The sequence below is a fragment of the Pseudomonas sp. B28(2017) genome (assembly GCF_002113025.1).
In the GTDB taxonomy this organism is placed as follows: domain Bacteria; phylum Pseudomonadota; class Gammaproteobacteria; order Pseudomonadales; family Pseudomonadaceae; genus Aquipseudomonas.
Window position 1 is genome coordinate 219,944 of sequence record NZ_NEJH01000006.1, and the last position, 21,276, is coordinate 241,219.

21 protein-coding genes are annotated in these 21,276 nt (G+C 60.4%); 12 read left to right on the plus strand and 9 right to left on the minus strand.

Features of this window, described 5'->3' with window-relative positions:
* Positions 1-103: 103 nt before the first annotated feature.
* The 8 genes from CAF65_RS17705 to CAF65_RS17745 all read left to right on the plus strand — a co-directional run bounded on the left by CAF65_RS17705 (position 104) and on the right by CAF65_RS17745 (position 9,531).
* Positions 104-1,387 (plus strand): FAD-binding oxidoreductase, encoded by a 1,284-nt coding sequence (locus CAF65_RS17705; RefSeq protein WP_085717438.1) that lies wholly within the window; start codon positions 104-106, stop codon positions 1,385-1,387.
* Positions 1,388-1,752: 365 nt separating this feature from the next.
* Positions 1,753-2,886, plus strand: a complete 1,134-nt coding sequence (locus CAF65_RS17710) for an ABC transporter substrate-binding protein (RefSeq protein WP_085717439.1) — start codon at positions 1,753-1,755, stop codon at positions 2,884-2,886.
* A 244-nt stretch (positions 2,887-3,130) separates the two neighbouring features.
* The gene (locus CAF65_RS17715; RefSeq protein WP_085717440.1) at positions 3,131-4,045 is read left to right on the plus strand and encodes a branched-chain amino acid ABC transporter permease LivH; all 915 of its coding nucleotides are present in this window, start codon (positions 3,131-3,133) and stop codon (positions 4,043-4,045) included.
* Positions 4,046-4,048: 3 nt separating this feature from the next.
* Positions 4,049-5,335 carry a high-affinity branched-chain amino acid ABC transporter permease LivM gene (livM, locus tag CAF65_RS17720; RefSeq protein WP_085717441.1) on the plus strand — a complete coding sequence of 429 codons (1,287 nt, stop codon included), beginning with the start codon at positions 4,049-4,051 and terminating at the stop codon, positions 5,333-5,335.
* The gene (locus tag CAF65_RS17725; RefSeq protein WP_085717442.1) at positions 5,332-6,204 is read left to right on the plus strand and encodes an ABC transporter ATP-binding protein; all 873 of its coding nucleotides are present in this window, start codon (positions 5,332-5,334) and stop codon (positions 6,202-6,204) included. Before livM ends, CAF65_RS17725 begins: the two co-directional genes overlap by 4 nt.
* On the plus strand, positions 6,201-6,917 hold the full coding sequence (locus tag CAF65_RS17730) for an ABC transporter ATP-binding protein (RefSeq protein WP_085717443.1): 717 nt from the start codon (positions 6,201-6,203) through the stop codon (positions 6,915-6,917). Before CAF65_RS17725 ends, CAF65_RS17730 begins: the two co-directional genes overlap by 4 nt.
* Before the next feature lie 774 nt (positions 6,918-7,691).
* Complete coding sequence (locus CAF65_RS17740) at positions 7,692-8,453, plus strand: SDR family oxidoreductase (protein WP_085717444.1); 762 nt, start codon at positions 7,692-7,694, stop codon at positions 8,451-8,453.
* Between the two features lie 172 nt (positions 8,454-8,625).
* Positions 8,626-9,531 carry a cation diffusion facilitator family transporter gene (locus CAF65_RS17745; RefSeq protein WP_085717445.1) on the plus strand — a complete coding sequence of 302 codons (906 nt, stop codon included), beginning with the start codon at positions 8,626-8,628 and terminating at the stop codon, positions 9,529-9,531.
* A 45-nt stretch (positions 9,532-9,576) separates the two neighbouring features.
* Here CAF65_RS17745 and CAF65_RS17750 read toward each other — a convergent pair whose 3' ends face one another.
* The 7 genes from CAF65_RS17750 to CAF65_RS17780 all read right to left on the minus strand — a co-directional run bounded on the left by CAF65_RS17750 (position 9,577) and on the right by CAF65_RS17780 (position 14,868).
* Entirely contained in the window at positions 9,577-10,710 is a 1,134-nt protein-coding gene (locus CAF65_RS17750; RefSeq protein ID WP_085717446.1) for an AGE family epimerase/isomerase, read from the minus strand.
* Positions 10,711-10,853: 143 nt separating this feature from the next.
* The gene (locus CAF65_RS17755) at positions 10,854-11,426 is read right to left on the minus strand and encodes a HupE/UreJ family protein (RefSeq protein ID WP_085717447.1); all 573 of its coding nucleotides are present in this window, start codon (positions 11,424-11,426) and stop codon (positions 10,854-10,856) included.
* A gap of 29 nt (positions 11,427-11,455) precedes the next feature.
* Entirely contained in the window at positions 11,456-12,070 is a 615-nt protein-coding gene (gene ureG, locus CAF65_RS17760; RefSeq protein ID WP_046039876.1) for an urease accessory protein UreG, read from the minus strand.
* A gap of 9 nt (positions 12,071-12,079) precedes the next feature.
* On the minus strand, positions 12,080-12,754 hold the full coding sequence (locus CAF65_RS17765; protein WP_085717448.1) for an urease accessory protein UreF: 675 nt from the start codon (positions 12,752-12,754) through the stop codon (positions 12,080-12,082).
* Positions 12,751-13,251, minus strand: a complete 501-nt coding sequence (gene ureE / locus CAF65_RS17770) for an urease accessory protein UreE (protein WP_085717449.1) — start codon at positions 13,249-13,251, stop codon at positions 12,751-12,753. The genes CAF65_RS17765 and ureE overlap by 4 nt, the downstream gene beginning before the upstream one ends.
* Positions 13,252-13,550: 299 nt before the next feature.
* Complete coding sequence (locus CAF65_RS17775; RefSeq protein WP_008016847.1) at positions 13,551-14,183, minus strand: TetR family transcriptional regulator; 633 nt, start codon at positions 14,181-14,183, stop codon at positions 13,551-13,553.
* Positions 14,184-14,355: 172 nt separating this feature from the next.
* Entirely contained in the window at positions 14,356-14,868 is a 513-nt protein-coding gene (locus CAF65_RS17780) for a hypothetical protein (RefSeq protein ID WP_085717450.1), read from the minus strand.
* Between the two features lie 380 nt (positions 14,869-15,248).
* Here CAF65_RS17780 and CAF65_RS17785 point away from each other — a divergent pair, with 380 nt between their 5' ends.
* Entirely contained in the window at positions 15,249-17,318 is a 2,070-nt protein-coding gene (locus CAF65_RS17785) for an AsmA family protein (protein ID WP_085717451.1), read from the plus strand.
* Here CAF65_RS17785 and CAF65_RS17790 read toward each other — a convergent pair.
* Complete coding sequence (locus tag CAF65_RS17790; RefSeq protein ID WP_085717452.1) at positions 17,308-18,228, minus strand: LysR substrate-binding domain-containing protein; 921 nt, start codon at positions 18,226-18,228, stop codon at positions 17,308-17,310. The two genes, CAF65_RS17785 and CAF65_RS17790, sit on opposite strands and share 11 nt — an antisense overlap.
* Before the next feature lie 122 nt (positions 18,229-18,350).
* Between CAF65_RS17790 and CAF65_RS17795 the strand changes: the two genes are divergently transcribed.
* From CAF65_RS17795 to CAF65_RS17805, 3 genes are all read left to right on the plus strand, one after another.
* Complete coding sequence (locus tag CAF65_RS17795) at positions 18,351-18,989, plus strand: FMN-dependent NADH-azoreductase (protein ID WP_085717453.1); 639 nt, start codon at positions 18,351-18,353, stop codon at positions 18,987-18,989.
* A complete protein-coding gene (locus tag CAF65_RS17800; RefSeq protein ID WP_085717454.1) occupies positions 18,990-19,295 on the plus strand; it encodes a multidrug efflux SMR transporter in 306 nt (101 codons plus the stop codon).
* A gap of 107 nt (positions 19,296-19,402) precedes the next feature.
* Positions 19,403-20,293 (plus strand): triacylglycerol lipase, encoded by an 891-nt coding sequence (locus CAF65_RS17805; RefSeq protein WP_085717455.1) that lies wholly within the window; start codon positions 19,403-19,405, stop codon positions 20,291-20,293.
* A 34-nt stretch (positions 20,294-20,327) separates the two neighbouring features.
* Here CAF65_RS17805 and CAF65_RS17810 read toward each other — a convergent pair whose 3' ends face one another.
* A complete protein-coding gene (locus CAF65_RS17810; RefSeq protein WP_085717456.1) occupies positions 20,328-21,215 on the minus strand; it encodes a DMT family transporter in 888 nt (295 codons plus the stop codon).
* Between the last annotated feature and the right edge of the window lie 61 nt (positions 21,216-21,276).

Sequence of the window (21,276 nt, forward strand, 5' to 3'; positions counted from 1 at the left end):
GTCGGCACATCCGGCATCAATGTGACTGACAAGCCGTATTCGCGAGCAGGCTCGCTCCCACATTGAATGAATGTGTTTGTTAGGTTTCTGTTGGAGTCTGGCAATGCCGTTACGCGAAGAGTGTCTGTGGGAAAAACTGACGCCGCAAAGGCCGGACAATTCGGCCCTCAAGGGTGAGGTCACGGTGGATGTCTGTGTCATCGGCGCCGGTTTTACCGGTTTGTCGGCGGCGGTGCATCTGCTGGAGCAGGGCAAGACAGTTTGTGTGCTGGAGGCCCATCGCGCTGGCCACGGTGGTTCGGGGCGCAACGTCGGGCTGGTCAATGCCGGGATGTGGATTCCCCCGGACGAGATTGAAGCCGGGTTTGGCACGGAAGTCGGCAGCCAGCTCAACCGCATGCTGGGCGCGGCGCCATCCCTGGTGTTCAGCCTTGTGGACAAATACAACATCGATTGCCAGTTACGTCGCGAAGGCACGCTGCACATGGCGCATAACGCCCGTGGCGAGGCCGACTTGCGAAGTCGTGAAGAGCAATGGAAGCGCCGGGGGGCACCGGTAGAATTGTTGACCGGTCAGGCTTGCGAGCAAGCCACGGGCACCAAAAAGATCGCCGCTGCGCTGCTCGATCGCCGTGCCGGCACGCTTAACCCGATGGCCTACACCACGGGGCTGGCCAAAGCGGCCATCGGCCTCGGCGGTCAATTATTCGATCATTCTCCGGTCATCCGGCTCGAACGCCAAGGGCAGCGCTGGTCAGTGCAAACCGCCCAAGGGTCGGTCATGGCCGAGAAAGTGGTGATTGCCTCCAATGCTTACACCGAAGGCGACTGGACGGAGCTGCGGCGCAATTTCTTCCCCGGTTATTACTATCAGGTGGCCTCGGTCCCGCTGACCGAAGAGGCCGCCCGGCAGATTCTTCCCGGCGGCCAGGGTTCCTGGGATACCCGCCAGGTCCTGAGCAGCATCCGTCGTGATAAAGACGGAAGGTTGCTGCTGGGTAGCCTCGGTAATGGCAATCAGAAGCCGGCGTGGTTTCTCAAGGCCTGGGCCGATCGGGTACAGCGACACTATTTCCCGTACCTCAAGCCTGTGGAGTGGGAATGCACCTGGACCGGTCGCATCGCCTTCACCCCCGATCATTTGATGCGCCTGTTCGAACCGGCGCCCGGTCTGGTGGCCGTCACCGGTTACAACGGGCGGGGCGTGACCACGGGGACGGTGGTCGGCAAGGCCTTTGCCGACTACTTGTGTAACGGAAATCCTCAAGCGCTACCGATCCCCTTTGCCCCCATGCAGCCACTGGCCGGGGTGGGCTTGCGCAGCTGTTTGTATGAGGCGGGATTCTCGCTGTATCACGCAGGCCAGTGCTTGCGGATCGTGATCTGAATGTTGATTTTTGCAGCGGGAAGCGGCGCTTTTTCGATCTGCAGCTAGCCTGTCAATGGTGCGGGTTGTAGCAGTCCCCGCACCAGCAGTGTGCACTTCGGTGACGCACGTTGTTACAGGCTGGTTGCACGTCGTTTAATGCTGCGGTTGCAATGATGGCGCAGGCGGGTTGCGCCTCAAAAAAATAATGGTTTTACCTTCCGCGGTTTAGACGGTTGCACGCCCAATGAAAATGGGCCCGAAACAGTCCAAATAACAAGAAAGCAGCGACTTTTCTCAGAATAAAAAACCGATGGCACGGCCCTTGCTCTGAGCATTCAGTGAAGTCGCAGTGCCAATTAAAAAAAACCATGGAGCACCACCTCATGTCCCATACGTTTTACAAGAAAGGCTTTCTGGCTCTCGCAGTGGCAACTGCGCTGGGTGTTTCTGCATTTGCACAAGCTGACGTGAAAATCGGTGTGGCGGGCCCGATGACAGGCGCCAACGCGGCATTTGGCGAGCAGTACATGAAGGGTGCACAGGCAGCAGCCGATGCGGTGAACGCAGCGGGCGGCGTGAACGGGGAAAAAATCGTACTGGTCAAGGGCGATGACGCCTGCGAACCGAAACAGGCTGTGACGGTCGCCAAGGACCTGACCAACCAGAAAGTCGCCGGTGTAGTCGGTCACTTCTGCTCTTCCAACACCATTCCCGCCTCAGAAATCTACGACGAGGCAGGGATCATTGCGATCACTCCGGGTTCCACCAATCCGCAGGTCACCGAGCGTGGGCTGAGTGCCATGTTCCGTATGTGCGGACGTGACGACCAGCAGGGTATTGTCGCCGGCGACTACATCGTCGATGTGCTCAAGGGTAAAAAGGTTGTCGTGCTGCACGACAAGGACACCTACGGTCAGGGCTTGGCGGATGCCACCAAGGCACAACTGATCAAGCGCGGCGTCACGCCGGTGCTGTATGAAGGCCTGACCCGCGGCGAGAAAGACTTCAGCGCCATCGTGACCAAGATCCGTGCGGCCGGTGCCGACGTGGTCTACTTCGGTGGTTTGCACCCGGAAGCCGGTCCACTGGTTAAACAACTGCGCACCGAAGGCCTCAAAGACGTGAAATTCATGTCCGACGACGGCATCGTGACCGACGAATTGGTGACCACTGCTGGTGGCCCGCAATACGTCGACGGCGTGTTGATGACCTTCGGCGCCGACCCGCGTCTGCTGCCGGACAGCAAGGCCGTGGTGGACACGTTCCGCAAGACTGGCTACGAGCCTGAAGGCTACACCCTGTATGCCTACGCTTCGGTTCAAGCCCTGGCCGCAGCCTTCAATGGCGCCAAGTCCAACAAGGGCGAAGACGCTGCCAAGTGGCTGAAAGCCAACCCGGTCAAGACTGTCATGGGCGAGAAGACCTGGGACAGCAAGGGCGACCTGAAAATCTCCGACTACGTGGTTTACCAGTGGGACAAGGACGGCAAATACCACCAGCTGGAAAAACAGAAGTAAGGGCTGACTTGATCGGCTGAGCCCCACAGGTCTCACTGTGGGAGCGAGCCTGCTCGCGATGACGGACTGGCAGACAACACATGTGTTGAATGTTCAACCGCTATCGCGAGCAGGCTCGCTCCTACAAGGGGGAGCGGTGGTGGTCGAGCTGATCGTGGCTGACATTGCTCCGACGTATATCTGTATTTTTCTTAGAAGAACCGCACAGCCGCCTGTGCAGGTTCTCATTGCGTGAGATTGCGTTATGGATGGTATTTTCCTGCAGCAAATGGTCAACGGCCTGACCCTCGGGTCGGTCTATGGCCTGATCGCCATCGGCTACACAATGGTCTATGGCATCATCGGCATGATCAACTTCGCCCACGGCGAGGTTTACATGATTTCCGCTTACCTCGCGGCAATCAGTCTGGCTCTGCTGGCTTACTTCGGTATTGAATCCTTCCCGCTGCTGATGCTCGGCACACTGGTCTTCACCATCGTCGTGACGGGGGTGTATGGCTGGGTCATCGAGCGCATCGCCTACAAGCCGCTGCGCAACTCCACCCGACTGGCACCGCTGATCAGTGCCATTGGGATCTCGCTGATCCTGCAAAACTATGCACAGATCTCCCAGGGCGCTCGCCAACAGGGCGTTCCGACCCTGCTGACCGGTGCATGGCGAATCGATGTCGGGAGCGGCTTCGTGCAGCTCACCTACACCAAGATCTTCATTCTGGTCGCCGCCTTTGTCGGGATGGGCCTGCTGACCTACGTCATCAAGTACACCAAGCTCGGTCGCATGTGCCGCGCCACCCAGCAAGACCGCAAGATGGCCTCGATCCTGGGGATCAACACCGACCGGGTGATCTCCTACGTGTTCATCATCGGTGCAGCCATGGCGGCCCTGGCCGGCGTGCTGATCACCATGAACTATGGCACTTTCGACTTCTACGCAGGCTTCGTCATTGGCATCAAGGCCTTCACCGCAGCGGTACTCGGCGGGATCGGCTCGCTGCCTGGCGCCATGCTCGGCGGGATCATCCTCGGCATCTCCGAGTCGCTGTTCTCGGGCCTGGTCAACTCGGACTACAAGGACGTTTTCAGCTTCTCGCTGCTGGTCCTCGTTCTGGTCTTTCGGCCCCAAGGCCTTCTCGGCCGTCCTCTTGTGTCGAAGGTGTAAGCGATGTCTTCAACAACCACTCATAAAACAATCGATATCAAAAAAAGCCTGGTTGACGCGATTCTCTCCGGCCTCATTGCCCTGATCGTGTTCGGGCCGATCGTTGGCGTCGTGCTCGACGGCTACGGTTTCAACCTGGAGCCAACCCGGGTCGCCTGGATCATTGCCATCGTCATGGGCGGCCGGTTTGCCTTGAGCCTGTTCCTGCAAACCCCCAAGGGCCTGAAAATCCTCGAAGGCTTTGAAGTCACCGGTTCCGGCGTACACGTGCGGGCACCGGACTACAAGTCGCGGCTGCGCTGGGTCATCCCGCTGGTCATTGCGATTGCCGTGGTGTTCCCGTTTTTCTCCAACTCCTATCTGCTGGGCGTGGTCATCCTCGGGCTGATCTACGTACTGCTGGGGCTGGGGCTGAACATCGTGGTCGGCCTGGCCGGCCTGCTCGACCTGGGTTACGTGGCGTTCTACGCCATCGGCGCCTACGGCCTGGCGCTCGGCTACCAATACCTGGGGTTGGGCTTCTGGACCGTGTTGCCGCTGGCGGCGATTACCGCCGGCCTGGCCGGTTGCATCCTCGGTTTCCCGGTGTTGCGTTTGCACGGTGACTACCTGGCGATCGTGACCTTGGGCTTCGGTGAAATCATTCGCCTGATCCTTAACAACTGGTTGTCCCTGACTGGCGGCCCGAACGGCATGCCGGCGCCGCTGCCGACCTTCTTCGGCCTCGAGTTCGGCAAGCGGGCGAAGGATGGCGGCGTACCGTTCCACGAGTTCTTCGGCCTCAGCTACAACCCGGATGTGAAGTACTACTTCGTTTACGCGGTGCTGTTCCTGGTGGTGCTGGCCGTGCTGTACATCAAGCATCGCCTGACCCGCATGCCGGTCGGCCGCGCCTGGGAAGCCCTGCGTGAAGACGAAATCGCCTGCCGCTCCATGGGCCTGAACCACGTACTGGTCAAGCTCTCGGCATTCACCATCGGTGCTTCGACTGCCGGGCTGGCCGGTGTGTTCTTCGCCACCTACCAGGGCTTCGTCAACCCGACCTCGTTCACCTTCTTCGAATCGGCGCTGATCCTCGCCATCGTGGTACTGGGCGGCATGGGTTCGACCATCGGCGTGGTGATTGCGGCCTTCGTGCTGACCGTTGCCCCTGAACTGCTGCGTGGCTTTGCCGAGTACCGCGTGCTGTTGTTCGGCATCCTGATGGTGTTGATGATGATCTGGCGACCGCGCGGCCTGATTCGGATCAGCCGTACCGGTGTGACCCCGCGTAAAGGAGTAGCGCCATGAGCGAAGTCGTACTCAGTGTCGAAAAACTGATGATGCACTTCGGCGGCATCAAGGCGTTGAACGATGTCAGCCTGAAGGTCAAACGCAATTCGATCTTCGCCCTGATCGGCCCCAACGGTGCCGGCAAGACCACGGTGTTCAACTGCCTGACGGGGTTCTACAAGGCCTCCGGCGGCAAGATCGAACTCAACGTGCGCGGCCAACAGACCAACGTCATCAAACTGCTGGGCGAATCGTTCAAGCCGACCGACTTCTTCTCGCCGAAAGCTTTTGCCAGCCGGCTGTTCTACAAGGCGTTCGGCGGCACTCATCTGGTGAACCGTGCCGGGCTGGCGCGTACGTTCCAGAACATTCGCCTGTTCAAGGAAATGTCGGTGCTGGAAAACCTGCTGGTGGCCCAACACATGTGGGTCAACCGCAGCATGCTCGCCGGCATCCTCAATACCAAAGGTTATCGCAAGGCCGAAAGCGATGCGCTGGACCACGCGTTCTACTGGCTGGAAGTTGTGGATCTGGTGGACTGCGCCAACCGCCTGGCCGGTGAGCTGTCCTACGGTCAGCAACGCCGCCTGGAAATCGCCCGGGCCATGTGCACCCGTCCGCAGATCATCTGCCTCGACGAACCGGCCGCCGGCCTTAACCCTCAGGAAACCGAAGCGCTGAGCGCGATGATCCGGCTGCTGCGCGACGAGCACGATCTGACCGTGGTGCTGATCGAACACGACATGGGCATGGTAATGAGCATTTCCGACCACATCGTGGTGCTGGACCACGGCATCGTCATCGCCGAGGGAGGTCCCGACGCGATCCGCCACGACCCGAAAGTGATTGCCGCCTACCTGGGCGCCGATGAAGAGGAGGTGGTATGAGCAAACCCATCCTCCAACTCAAGGAACTGGACGTGTTCTACGGCCCGATCCAGGCCCTCAAGGGTGTTTCGCTGCACATCAACGAAGGTGAAACCGTCAGCCTGATCGGGTCCAACGGTGCCGGCAAGTCGACCCTGCTGATGTCGATCTTCGGCCAGCCTCGGGCAGCCGACGGGCAGATCCTTTATCAAGGCGTGGATATTACCCACAAGTCGTCTCACTACATCGCCTCCAACGGCATCGCGCAGTCGCCGGAAGGGCGGCGGGTGTTCCCCGACATGACCGTCGAGGAAAACCTGCTGATGGGCACCATCCCCATCGGTGACAAGTACGCCAAGGAAGACATGCAACGCATGTTCGAGCTGTTCCCGCGGCTCGAAGAGCGGCGTACCCAGCGGGCGATGACCATGTCCGGCGGCGAGCAGCAGATGCTCGCCATCGCCCGGGCCCTGATGAGCCGGCCCAAGTTGCTGCTGCTGGATGAGCCGAGCCTGGGCCTGGCGCCGATCGTGGTGAAGCAGATCTTCGCGACCCTGCGTGAACTGGCCAAGACCGGCATGACCATCTTCCTGGTGGAGCAGAACGCCAACCACGCCCTGCGTCTGTCGGACCGGGCATACGTGATGGTCAACGGCGAAATCCGCATGACCGGCACTGGCAAGGAGCTGCTGGTCAACGAGGATGTGCGCAACGCCTACCTCGGCGGGCACTGAGTTTCAGTGGTTATGCACAAGCCCCGGCGCGCAATCGCCGGGGCTTTTTTATTTCTCCTGACACCACAAAACCCTGTGGGAGCGGGCTTGCTCCCACAGGGTTCTTGGCGTGCCTCCGGGAAATTGTGGAAAACAATATTTCCAAGCTCCCGAAGCGCGACATAAAGCCGCTGCAAATAGTTGTTTTGTCACGGTTTTGACTTGTCCCCGTTTGCTGTGGAACCAGCTGTGAATAACGTGGGAGTAGCTGTCTGGAAGCCTTTGATTCCGTGGTCCGCAGAGATGTGGTTGTTTTTTGATCAGGTGGTTTTGCGCAACTTCAAGGTCGCTTTGTCAACCTTTTTGTTCGTGATGAAAGTGTGCTGAATCAGCGTGGATAAGCCTGTGGATAAGTCTGTGATTAAACTCTGGAAAGACTTCGCTGAAGGCCGTGGTTACTGGCTTGGCGCCATCGCCGGTTTGACCCGTCAGTCATGAAAATGGCCAAGGGCTACACAGCAGGCGCTTGAGGGTCAAGCAAAAAAGTTTTAAAACCCCACGCAAAGCCTTGTGGATAGCGGCTTGCAGCTTTTCCACTTGCCCCCAAAGACTGTGGACCGGCCTGTGGATAACGTGCGGGCACATGGCTGCAGGCTACGCAGGTCAAGGGCTTGTCGGGGTTGAGCGTTTTTTGAACAGTTTGAGTGGTGGTTGCCGCTGCGAACAAGGCCGGGCATGCTGCCTGCTGATTTTCTATTCCAATGGCTGGCGATCAGCCGAAGCAAGGAGAACACGATGTCCAACACCCTGTTTATTACCGGCGCGACCTCCGGTTTTGGTGAAGCCTGTGCCCGTCGTTTTGCCGAGGCCGGCTGGAAACTGGTGCTGACGGGCCGTCGTGAAGAGCGGCTCAATGCGCTGTGCGCCGAGCTGTCCAAGCAAACGGAAGTCCATGGCCTGGTGCTCGATGTGCGTGATCGCAAGGCCATGGAGGAGGCGATTGCCAATCTGCCGCCATCCTTCGCCAAACTGCGCGGGTTGATCAACAACGCCGGACTGGCCCTGGGTGTTGATCCGGCGCCCAAGTGCGACCTGGACGATTGGGACACCATGGTCGATACCAACGTCAAAGGCCTGATGTACAGCACCCGTCTGCTGTTGCCACGCCTGATTGCCCACGGTCGTGGTGCCGGCATCGTCAACCTGGGTTCCATCGCCGGCAACTATCCGTACCCGGGCAGCCACGTGTATGGCGCGACCAAGGCGTTCGTCAAACAGTTCTCCCTGAACCTGCGCTGCGACCTGCAAGGCACGGGCGTACGGGTCAGCAACATCGAGCCGGGCCTGTGCGAGAGCGAGTTCTCGCTGGTGCGTTTTGCCGGTGACCAGGAGCGCTACAACGCCACTTACGCCGGCGCGGAGGCGATTCAGCCGCAAGACATCGCCGAAACCATCTTCTGGGTGCTCAACGCCCCGGCGCACATCAACATCAACAGCCTGGAATTGATGCCGGTGAGCCAGACCTGGGCCGGGTTTGCCATCGACCGTAAATCATAAGATCGTGTAACGGCTATTCGCGAGCGGGCTCGCTCCCACAAGGATCGCGTTGAATCTGTGGGAGCGAGCCTGCTCGCGAAGGGGCCGGAACAGACAAAACAGGACATCAGCTAGACTCCTCCCTCAAGCAACCCGCCACACCCGGCGGTCTAGAGGTATTAGAGGAGATCAAGTGAGTAATCGAGGCGAGCAGTCCCTGCTCAAGCAATCGACCTTCCTGATGCTCGCCGTGACATTTGCCGGGATCATCACCGGTTTTGTTTCAGGCGCCCAATCCATCCTGTTCGATGGCTTCTTTTCGTTAATCGCAGCCTTCATCAAGGTCTTGATGCTGATCACCGCCCGGCTGATCGCCAAGGAAAGCAACCAGCGCTTCCAGTTCGGTTCCTGGCACCTGGAGCCCATGGTGCTGGTGATCGAAGGTTGTTTCATATTCCTGGTGGCCGTTTATGCGTTTCTCAACGGTGTGTTCGGCATCATCAATGGAGGCCGCGAGGTCGAGCTCGGCCTGGTAATCCTCTATGCGGCGGTGTTTACCGTCGTTGAACTGATTTATTTTTTCTACGTCCGCCATCGCAATCGCACACTCAAATCATCGCTCATTCAGTTCGACAACATCAGTTGGCTGGTGGACGCGATGCTGTCGGCGGGACTGCTGGTGAGTTTCCTGATCGCGCTGCTGCTCAAGACTCAGGGGTACGACAAGTGGGCGGTGTATGTCGATCCGATGATCCTGATTCTGCTGGCCTTGGGCATGCTTCCCCCGGCATTCAAAATCCTCGGGCCGGCCTTGCGCGATGTGTTGGGAATTGTCCCGGATCAACTGGACGACAAGGTGCGTCAGGTCATGGACGTGGCGAAGGTCGAGCATGGTTTCGACGATTACATTTCCTACGTGCAGAAACACGGCAGGGCCTGTTTCATCGAGATTCACATCGTATTGCCGAAGGATTACTGGCTGGACGGTGTGGGGCAACTGGACAGTCTGCGCGAGCAAATTTCCACAAAGCTTGGTGAGCCGGACGCCGCGCGATGGCTGACCATCAGCTTTACCGGGGACCGCAAGTGGATTGAGTGATGGGACGCCACTGTGTGGCGAGGGGCTTGCCCCCTCGCCACACAGTCAGCCGAGATACTCTGCCAACCCGCGATAGCAGGTCGCCAGGTGATAGGGCGTGGTCGAAGGCATGTCGCGGCGGCTGACCTCCCCTTGTTCGTCACGGCATTCGTACCAGCCACCGGCATGCAGCGAGCGCTGCTGCAACGCCTGCAACTGGCGCAGTACATCCGCTTCGCTGTCCGGTCGCAGCGTCAACGCGCGCAGGTATTCGGCCTGCGCCCAGATACGCTGCGTGGCGTCCCGGATGCCGCCATCCGCTGTGAAGTCGAGCATCGCCCGCACCGCACCAGTCTGCTGATCGACGCCCACGTGTTCGGTAAAGGCAAAAGCCCGCTCCAGATCGGCATGCAGCGTCGAATGGCGTAGCAGCGCCGAGGATTCCAGCAGGAAATACCATTCGAACTGATGCCCCGGTTCAAACCAGTTATCCACAGACCCCAGCGGCTTTTCCATCAACACACCCCATTGCGGATCGATGAAGCGCGCGTGCATGGCTGTGCATAACTCGACGAGTGCGTGTTGCACATCGAGATCTTCACGCACCGAGAGGGTGGCGAGGAATGCTTCGGCCAGGTGCATCAGCGGGTTTTGCAAAGGGCCGCTGTCCAGCGATGACCAGTCGCGGTCGAGTGTGGCTTCGTACAGACCGTCGTCCGTGGCGAAACGCTGGGCAATCACTTCCAGCGAGGCGTTGAGTACCGACTCGACCAATGGCTCGCGGACCTTGTCCCAGTAATGGGCGCAGGCGAACAGGATGAAGGCGTGGGTGTAGAGGTCTTTGCGTGAGTCCAGCGGCGCCCCTTGTGCATCAACGCTGTAGAACCAGCCACCATGCTCGGCATCGTGGAAGTGGCGCTGCAATGAGCGGAACAGCGCGGCGGCGCGTTCTTGGGCACCAGGCACCTGACCGATCAGGCTGGCAAACAGGTACAACTGCCGCGCACAGGCCATGGCCCGGTAGCGTTGCGGGGGCAGCGGCTGGTGTTCGGCATCCAGCGCCTCGTAAGGCAACGCCATGTCGGCATTCCAGCCCGGACCTTGCCAGAGCGGCACGATGACGTTCAGGAAATGCTGTTGCACCGAGGCGAACAGGGCGGTCAATTCAGGCTGAGAGGCAGAGCGGGAAACAGGCGGCATTGGCTGGCGTCGTCACGGCAGGGGCGATTGCGCGACATGTTAGCAGAGAGGCACACCCGAGAGACGCGGTGTCTTTCAGGCTGCCTTCGTCGGAACGTCGCCCGGAGCAAGTCCGCGAAGAGGTCAGGTCTGGCGCTGAGGAATCAACCCGCCAACAACCACACCCCGGTCGCCGCCGAAGCCGCACCCGCCAGTCGAACCAAGGGTGCCGCCGCCTGCGGCAATGCCCGTACCAGCGCATAACCTGCCGCGTGCAACACCGCCGTTGCCGAGACGAAGCCTGTGGCGTAGGTCCATGGACTCGACATCTCCGGCAGCTCCAGGCCATGGGCCACGCCATGGAGCAGAGCAAATAACGCCGTCACAGCCACCGCCATGCCCAGTGGTGGGCGCACCGCCAACGCCACCGCCAAGCCCAGCGCCAATACCGATGCCGCAATCCCGTTTTCCAGCGCCGGCAGGTTCAGCCCTTCAAAACCCAGCAAGCCGCCGATCAGCATGGTGCCCACGAATGTGCACGGCAGCGCCCAGCGCGCAGCACCTTTCTGCTGCGCCGCCCACAACCCCACCGCGAGCATCGCCAGCAGGTGATCGAGACCGCCAAGCGGATGGCTGATACCGGCGATCAAGCCATTGTCGTCGTGCCCCGGATGGGCGAAGGCGAGGGCCGGCGTCAGCAGCAGGGCCAGGGCAGACAGAATGCGTTTCAGTGTCATGGATAAGCTTCCTTGTTGATAAGTCGTAATCAGGCCGCGGTCAGCAAACCCTGGCGTTCGATGAAGGCGATGATTTCTTCCAGGCCCAGGCCGGTTTTCTGATTGCTGAACACGAATGGCTTGCCGTTGCGCATGCGCTGGGTGTCGCTGTTCATCATCTCCAGCGAGGCGCCGACCAGCGGCGCCAGGTCGATCTTGTTGATCACCAGCAGGTCGGATTTGCAGATCCCCGGTCCGCCCTTGCGCGGCAGCTTGTCGCCGGCGGACACGTCGATCACGTAGATGGTCAGGTCGGACAGTTCCGGGCTGAAGGTTGCGGAGAGGTTGTCGCCACCGGACTCCACGAGAATCAGGTCCAGCCCCGGAAAACGGCGATTGAGTTGATCAACGGCTTCGAGGTTGATCGAGGCGTCTTCGCGGATGGCCGTGTGCGGGCAGCCGCCGGTTTCCACACCGATGATGCGTTCCGGCGCCAGGGCTTCGTTGCGCACCAGAAAGTCGGCGTCTTCGCGGGTGTAGATGTCGTTGGTCACGACGGCCAGGTTGTAGCGCTCGCGCAGGGCCAGGCACAGGGCCAGGGTCAGGGCGGTTTTACCGGAGCCGACCGGGCCGCCGATGCCGACACGCAGGGGTTGTGTGTTCATGTGGTTCTCCTAGGAACGGAACAGGCGGCTGTATTGGCGCTCATGGGCCATGCACGCCAGGGACAGGCCGAAAGCGGCGCTGCCGTAATGATCGGGATCGATTCGAGTGGCGTTCTGTTGAGCCTGTTGAAGTAGCGGTAACAGTTCGCTGGTCAGGCGTTGGGCGGCTTGCTGACCCAATGGCAAGGTCTTCATCAGCACCGCCAACTGGTTCTCCAGCCAGCTCCACAGCCACGCGGCCAGGGCGTCCTGCGGGTCGATCTGCCAGGCACGTGCGGCCAACGCCCAACCCAGAGCCAGATGTGGCTCGGTGCGTTGTTCGAGGAAGGCGCGGGCGGCAGTGTCGAGTTCCGGCAAGCCGTTGAGCAGTTGCTGCAACGAGTAGCCCATCTGCCGGCTCTCCTGATGCAGCTCGCGGGTTTCGCGACTGGCGCGGTGTTCCTCGCAGCGTTGCAGCAATTGGCCCCAGTTGTCCTCATTGGCGGCCATGCAATGGGCGAGCAGCAACGGTGCTTCGAAGCGGGCCAGGTTCAGCAACAACTGATCGCTGATCCAGCGTCGGGCGCTGTCGGAATCGTGAACACGGCCGTTATCCACCGCCATTTCCAGGCCCTGGGAGTAGCTGTAGCCGCCAATCGGCAATTGCGGACTGGCCAGGCGCAATAGCGCCCAGGCCGGGTTCATGGGCGTACGCCGAACTGGTGCAGTTTCGGCGCGTAGTTGAAGTCTTCATCACCGTGACGCGAATGATGGTGGCCACTGCCATAGGCACCGTGTTCCGGCTGGAACGGCGCCTCGATGTTCGAGGCAACGGCGCCGAGTTGTTCGAGCATGGCTTTGAGCACGTAATCGTCGAGCAGGCGCAACCAGCCATCGCCGACCTGCAGGGCGACATGGCGGTTGCCCAGGTGATAGGCCGCGCGGGTCAGTTCGAAGGCATTGGCGCAGGTAACGTGCAGCAATTGTTCGGGGCGAGCGCAGACACGCACGATTCGTCCGTCTTCGGCTTGCAGGCATTCGCCGTCATGCAATGGCGGCTGGCCGCGCTGCAAAAACAACCCGACGTCTTCGCCCTCGGCACTGAAACAGCGTAAACGGCTTTTGCTGCGGGCTTCGAACGTCAGGTGCAGTTCGGCGGCCCAAACGGGTTGAGGGTCGATTCTGCGGTGAATCACCAGCATCGGAAGGCTTCCAGCAATGAACAATGCTCAGGCTAGAGCAAGGGGCTTGCCAATTGGGGGAAGGCGTAGGAAATGGCTGTCGGAACTGTGTGGCGCGCTTGCGCGGGATGAGGAGTTCGGGTGAAGTTGGTGCACTGCTTCTGATTTGCGCACCAAGATGACGCGACGCGTTTCAGTGTGGGAGCGAGCTTGTTCCGGGCGGCGTTCCGACGATGGCGGTGGAACTGTCACATAGATGGTGGATGTCATGCCCTCATCGCGAGCAAGCTCGCTCCCACAGGGTTTTCATCCACAGAAAGTTACTCGGTGCTACCGAGTCCTTGCCAATGCTTGAGGCCGATAAAGATAAAGCGCAGTTGCTGGGTGATTTTCGCCTGGGGCGTCAGGTGCTCGGGCAAGGCTTCGGTTGGCGGATCGATGATGTCCGGCAAGGTGGCGAACACGCTTTTGACGATCAGATCCGCCATGACGCTCAGGTCGGCGATGTCCAGATGCTGCAGTTTCGGCATCAGCGACAAATCCGCCGCCAGGTCCGAACTGATGTCTTCACGCAAACGGCCGATGGCCTTGCGCACCGGCAGCGAACCGCCGTATTGCTCGCGGGCGAGAAACAGGAACTGCGAACGGTTGGCGCTGACCACGTCGAGAAAGATCCGCACCGAGGCATCGATGATGCCGCCCATCACGAATTCGTTGTGTCGTACCAGGCGAATGGTTTCGCGGAATGTCTGGCCGACTTCGCTGACCAGCACCAGGCCCAGTTCATCCATATCGGCAAAATGGCGGTAAAAACCGGTCGGTACGATGCCGGCGGTTTTCGCGACTTCGCGCAGGCTCAGGCTGCCGAATCCTCGGCCGCCGTCCATCAAGCGCCGGGCAGCGTCCATCAGGGCGTTACGGGTCTGTTGCTTCTGTTCGGCGCGGGGCAGCATCGCAAGGGCGTTTTCTGGACAGGGACGCGGCGCACTCTAGCAAATCGGCTTTGTCGGCGTCGAACGACTGTGGGGGGATCGAGCGGGGGCGTACGGCATCTATCAAGCGGACCGCTGAAAAGTCAAAAGCCCAATCCGGGGATTGGGCTTCTTTTCAGGGCGGCCATGGGGCTTAGCTCAGGGCGCTGTTGCGTTCGATCACACGGTCACCACCGCCTTCAGCGAGGGTTTGACCTTGTGGAGTGCGGTCCGAACCGTCGGCAGCCAGGGTTTGACCTTGTGGGGTGCGATCCGAGCCGTCAGCGGCGAGGGTCTGGCCTTGTGGAGTACGGTCGGAACCGTCGGCAGCCAGGGTTTGGCCTTGTGGGGTGCGATCCGAGCCGTCAGCGGCAAGGGTCTGGCCTTGTGGGGTGCGATCGGAACCATCGGCAGCCAGGGTTTGGCCTTGTGGAGTACGGTCCGAGCCATCCTGGGTGATCAGGCCTTTTTCTTTCAGGCGATCATTGCCGCCTTCGGCAAGGGTCTGGCCTTGTGGAGTGCGGTCGGAGCCATCGGCGGCGACGGTCTGGCTGAACACCGAGTGGTTCTGTTTCACTTGTGGCGTAGCCTGGTCAGCGGCTGGCAGGGCAAAAGCGGTGCTGGCCAGCAACGAGAGTGAAAGGCTAAGCAGTAATTGGCGTTTCATGATTGTTGTGCTCCTTGGGGGGGGGCGGAAAAGTGGGTACGAGAGCAATGCTACTCTCGATAAGTCGATATAAAAGTTCATAAACGCAATGGTAATAATCAACGGAATTGATTGTTTGCTGCAGGGGCTCTAGGCCGGGTGTTTCCGGCGAGTTGACTTGCACCGGTGTGGGTATTTTCGACTCACCTGTGACATGCAAAAGTGCGGGGTCGGTAACGCGGGGTGACCAGCTGGTCACTGTATGACTTTGCGAAATCTGTCTATCGATTAAACCTGGCGGATTTTTATCAGTCGTAGACTTCATGGCGAGCCGTTTCCGGTTCACCGTTTCACATGTGCGTCGCAGTCGGGGCGCCCGGTCGTATCAGGAGCCCTGTGCAATGACGCGCACTCAAAAGACGTTTGTCTGGACCCTTTCCACTCTCCTTGCCTTGTTGGCGGTACTGGTGCTGATCATCGGGTTCTTCGATTGGAACCGGATCAAACCGCCACTCAACGCCAAAGTTTCCGAAGAACTGCACCGCACTTTTGCCATCAACGGCAATCTGTCTGTGGTCTGGCGGCCCGAACCCGATGAAAGCGGCTGGCGCGCCTGGGTGCCGTGGCCCCACGTGGTGGCCGAGGACCTCAGCCTGGGCAATCCTGACTGGTCAAAGCAACCGCAGATGGTCACCCTCAAGCGGATAGAACTGCGTATTTCACCCCTGGCATTGCTGGCGCAGCGGGTGGTGATCCCGCGTATCGATCTCACCGAGCCGAATGCCCACCTGCAACGCCTGGCTGACGGGCGTGCCAACTGGACTTTCAAATTCGACCCGAGAGACCCGAGCGCCGAGCCTTCCAGCTGGGGGGTGGATATCGGCGCGATCGGCTTCGACAAGGGGCACATCATCCTCGACGACCAGAGTCTGAAGACCGAACTCGACGTGTTGATCGATCCATTGGGCAAACCGGTTCCATTCAGCGACATCGTCGGCAACAAAGCAGCGAAAGCCGCGCAGGAAAAGGGCTCGTCCCCTCAGGATTATGCATTCGCCCTCAAGGTCAACGGCCAGTACCAAGGCCAGAAACTCGCGGGCCAAGGCAAGATTGGCGGGTTGTTGGCGTTACAGGACGCGGCGCGACCGTTTCCGCTTCAGGCACAGGTGAAGATCGCCGATTCCGGCGTTGAGCTGGCCGGCACCCTGACCGATCCGATGAATCTCGGCGCCCTGGACCTGCGTCTGAAACTGGCCGGTACCAGCCTGGGCAACCTCTACCCGCTGACCGGGGTAATCCTGCCGGACACGCCACCCTATGCCACCGACGGCCACCTGATTGCCAGGTTGCACGAGGCCGGTGGCGCGGTGTTCCGCTATGAAGAATTCAACGGCAAGATCGGCGAGAGCGACATCCACGGCAACCTGACTTACGTGGCCAGCCAGCCACGGCCAAAGCTCAGCGGTTCATTGTTATCCAATCAATTGCTGTTCGCCGATCTGGCGCCGCTGATTGGTGCCGACTCCAACGCCGAGCAGAAGGCCCGTGGCGGTGACAGCAAACAACCGGCGGACAAGGTTTTGCCGGTCGAAGAGTTCAAGACCGATCGCTGGCGCGATATGGACGCCGATGTCGAGTTCACCGGCAAGCGCATCGTGCACAGCGAGAAACTGCCATTCAACGACCTTTATACCCATCTGGTACTCGCCGACGGAGTGCTCAGCCTTGAACCGCTGCGCTTCGGCGTGGCCGGCGGCAAGCTGGATGCACAGATTCGCCTGAACGGCCACACCGATCCCCTGGAAGGCCAGGCCAGGCTTACGGCGCGGGGCTTCAAGCTCAAGCAGTTGTTCCCCGGCCTTGAGCCGATGAAAACCAGTTTTGGCGAACTCAACGGCGATGCTGATATCAGTGGGCGCGGCAATTCGGTGGCCAAGCTGCTGGGCAGCGCCAATGGCAATTTGAAAATGCTGATCAATGATGGCGCCATCAGTCGCGAACTGATGGAGCTGGCGGGCCTGAACGTCGGCAACTACGTGGTTGGCAAGATCTTTGGCGACAAGGAAGTGAAGATCAACTGCGCGGCCGCCGACTTTGGTATCCAGTCCGGCCTGGCGAGTACCCGCTTGTTTGTGTTCGACACCGAGAACGCCATCATCTACATCGACGGCACCGCTAACATGGCGACCGAACAACTGGACCTGACCATCACCCCGGAATCCAAGGGCTGGCGCCTGCTTTCATTGCGCTCGCCGCTGTATGTGCGCGGCAAGTTCATCAAGCCCGATGCCGGGGTCAAGGCCGTGCCGTTGATGCTGCGTGGAGCCGGGATGGTGGCGCTGGGCGTGATCGCCGCACCGGCGGCGGGGTTGCTGGCGCTGGTGGCGCCGAGTGGGGGCGAGCTGAATCAATGCGCGCCGTTGCTGGAGCAGATGAAGGCGGGCAAGGTGCCCAAGACCGTCAAAAACTGATCGCTGATCCGCGCACTGCATGCCCGGACAACAATGCTTCTTCACGCAACCACGCAAAAAACGCCCGAACCGGTGGATGACGTTCGCGTCCCGGCACGCACAGAGCGCTGTAGCCAGCACCATCGACCTGGATTTCGTCCCGGTACGGCAATAACAGGCCACTGGCCACGCTTTCCGACACCAGGATATTACTTGCCAACACCAGACCTTGCCCGGCAATCGCCGCTTGCAGGGCGTAATGCTCTTCGTCGTATTCGCGTACCGCAGGCCGGCCGTTCAGCCAGGTTTCGCCGGAGCGAGCGCACCAGGCCTCCCAGCCGTGGGCATACAGCTTCGAGTTGTGCCAGCGCACGCTGATCAGTGTCGGGGCACGACTCAACGCCAGTGCCACTTGTTCGGGGGAGCCGTAGACACCAAAGGACTCATCGAACAGGCATTGGCCGTACAGGTTGGGGTAATCGTCGAGGCTGTAGCGCAGCACCAGATCGACGCTGGCGTCCTGATGCAAATCGATGACTTCGCAATGGGTATCGAGGCGCACGTTGATGTTCGGGTGCCGGGCGTAGAAGCGTCCCAGCCGTGGAACCAGCCACAGCGCGGCGAAGGCAGCGGTGGTGGAGACCGTCAGGTTGGCGCCGCTGCGTTGCGGGCGCAGGGTATCGACACTTTGCGCCACTTCGAGGAAAGCCCCGTGCAGGCTCTGGAACAGCCGTTCGCCGCACTCGGTCAGGCGAACCTGGCGTGGCAAGCGCTCGAACAACGGCACGCCGAGCCAACTCTCCAGGGAGCGGATCTGATGGGACACCGCCGTCGGGGTGACCGACAGTTCTTCGGCGGCGGCCTTGAAGCTCAACAAGCGTGAGGCGGATTCGAAGGCGCGAAGGGCGGTCAAGGGCAGCGAGGCGAACATTGAAAACTCCTCGGGTGAAATAGATTCATCCTGACTGATTTTTGCTCATTTGAAGAGGCGCAGCTGAGGGCCTCAAGCTGTAAGCCACAAGCCGTTTGAGTTTAGTCCTTGAGGAGATTCAGATGAGTAAAATTCTTGCAGTCCATGCCAGTCCCCGTGGTGATCGCTCTCACTCCCGTCGTTTGGCCGAAGTGTTTCTGACGGCCTGGCAGGCCTGTCATCCACACTCGCAGTTGACCCGGCGCGAAGTCGGGCGGGCGCTGATACCGCCGGTCAACGAGGCATTCGTGGCCGCCGCGTTTTACCCCGAGCCCGACGCCCGACCACTGTCGATGCAGGCCGACCTGGCGTTCAGCGACGAGCTGGTCGGCGAACTGCTTGGCCACGATGTGTTGCTGATTTCCACGCCGATGCACAACTTCAGCGTGCCCAGCGGCCTCAAGGCCTGGATCGATCAGATCGTGCGCGTCGGGGTGACCTTCGATCACACCCTGGACAATGGCGTGGCCCAGTACCAACCGTTGGTGCAAGGCAAAAAAGCCCTGATCGTCACCAGCCGTGGCGGCTTCGGTTTTGGCCCGGGAGGCGAGCTGGAAGCCATGAACCATGCCGACAAACTACTGCGCACGGTGCTTGGATTCATCGGCATCACGGACGTCACCGTGGTGGCCGCCGAGGGTGAAGAATCCGTTGAGCGCACCTTTGAAATCTCCGCCGCCGAGGCTGAGCGGCACTTGTTGGCGCTGGCCGGGGAGTTCTAGATGGCCTGGCTGTTTCTGCTGGTCGCCGCCGGGTTCGAAGTGACCTTCGCCATGGGCATGAAGTACGCCGAGGGCTTCACCCGGCTCTGGCCTTCGCTGATCACCGTGGTGGCCGCTGTGGGCGGGATCTACTTCCTGACCCTGGCCATGCGCGAGTTGCCGGTGAGCATTGCATACCCGATCTGGACCGCCATCGGTTCGCTGGGCACGGTGTTTCTCGGTTTCGCGCTGCTGGGAGAAAGCCTGACCGCGATCAAACTGGTCTCGGTCGGGCTGATCGTGGCGGGCGTGGCGGGGTTGAGGTAGGGCGGATGACATAGACTTGTCGTTGAGTTGTCATCTTCGCTGGTGATGCTTGGCGGATGTCCTGCCCCCCGCCTTGCGTCACCCCACGACCACAAGGATGTCCACCCATGTCGCAAGGTTCTGCCCCGCGCTACCCGCTGGTGTTGGTACCCGGAATGCTCGGGTTCATCCGGTTGGTGCTTTATCCGTACTGGTACGGGATCGTTGAGGCGCTGCGCCGCGGCGGTGCGGTGGTGTTCGCCGTGCAGGTCTCGCCGCTTAATTCGAACGAAGTGCGCGGCGAGCAACTGCTGGCACGCATCGACGAAATCCTGCGGGAAACCGGGGCCGACAAGGTCAACCTGATCGGTCATAGCCAGGGCTCGCTGACCGCCCGTTATGCGGCGGCCAAACGTCCGGACTTGATCGCGTCGGTGACCTCGGTGGCGGGGCCGAATCACGGTTCGGAACTCGCCGATTACCTGCACGAGCATTATCCCCATGACAGCGTACGTGGCCGACTGTTGTGCTTTTTGCTACGGATGATCAGCCTACTGATGGGGTGGCTGGATACCGGTTACTGCGGGCCGAAGCTGCCGGTGGATATCCATGCCTCCCACCACTCCCTCACCACCGCTGGCGTCATGCTGTTCAACCAGCGTTATCCACAGGGACTGCCCGATATCTGGGGCGGTCAAGGGCCGGAAGAGGTCAACGGCGTGCGTTATTACTCCTGGTCCGGCACCTTGCAACCGGGCATTACCGATCGCGGGCGCAATCTGCTGGACGGCACCAACCGCAGTTGCCGGCTGTTCGCCAAAACCTTCGTCCGCGAAGCCGGGCATTGCGACGGCATGGTCGGGCGCTACAGCTCGCACCTGGGGACGGTGATTGGCGATGAATATCCGCTGGATCACTTCGATATCGTCAACCAGTCGCTGGGGCTGGTGGGCAAGGGGGCCGAGCCAATCCGATTGTTTGTCGAGCATGCGGCGCGGCTCAACGCGGCAGGGCTGTAGACCGCGTTATCGTTCTTCGCGAGCAGGCGCCGGATCAGGCAATGCAGGCCTTACGACCCAATACCGTCGTCCAGCGCTCGGAAACAATCACCCCGCCCAAGGTCAACACCCCGCCCACCAAGTGATACATCGCCAGTTGTTCATGCAGTACCACTGCCGCAATCAATGCGGTAATCAACGGCAGCAAGTTGAAAAACTGCGTGGTCCGGCTCGGACCCAAACGTACCACGGCCTGCATCCATGCCAGCGGCGCGACCATCGAAGCCAGCAGGCAGGCATACAACACCAGCGGAATATTCTGCAGGGTCGGGCCGACTTTCGGTGAAGCGAGAAACAGCGGAAACAGCACCATCACGGCCACCAGCACCTGCAAATACAGGAGCACCAGTGGCGGCAGTTTCAGCTGCCATTTTTTCAACAGGGTGCTGTAGACCGCGTAGGCCAGGGTGGCGATCAGCATCATCGCGTCACCCAGGTTGACCCCGTGCTCCAGCAATACCTCAAGGCTGCCGGACGACACCACCACCAGGACACCGGTGAATGACAGCACCGCACCGGCCAAGGCTCCCATGGTCAGGCGCTGGCCGAGGCTGATGATTGCCATGGCGAGTGACATCAGCGGCATCAGAGACAGGATGATGCCCATGTTGGTCGCCGAGGTCAGGCTCGCGGCGAAGTACGCCAGGCTTTGATAGACCGCCATGCCGAGAACACCGAGGACAAGGATCTTGTACAGGTTCGGGCGGATCAGCGGCCAATGGGCGAGCACCGGCTTGAGCATGAAAGGCGTGAACAGCAACCCGGCCAGCAGCCAGCGGTAGAAACCGATCTCGGCGGGGAAGATCGCCCCGGCCGACATTTTGGTGATCACGGTGTTGCCGGCCCAGATAAAAATGGCCAGCAGGGGATAAGCGTATTGCATCGGGAAAAACCAGAACGTTGATGAGGGGCAATTATCCGCTTGTCTGGATGCAAGCCTATAC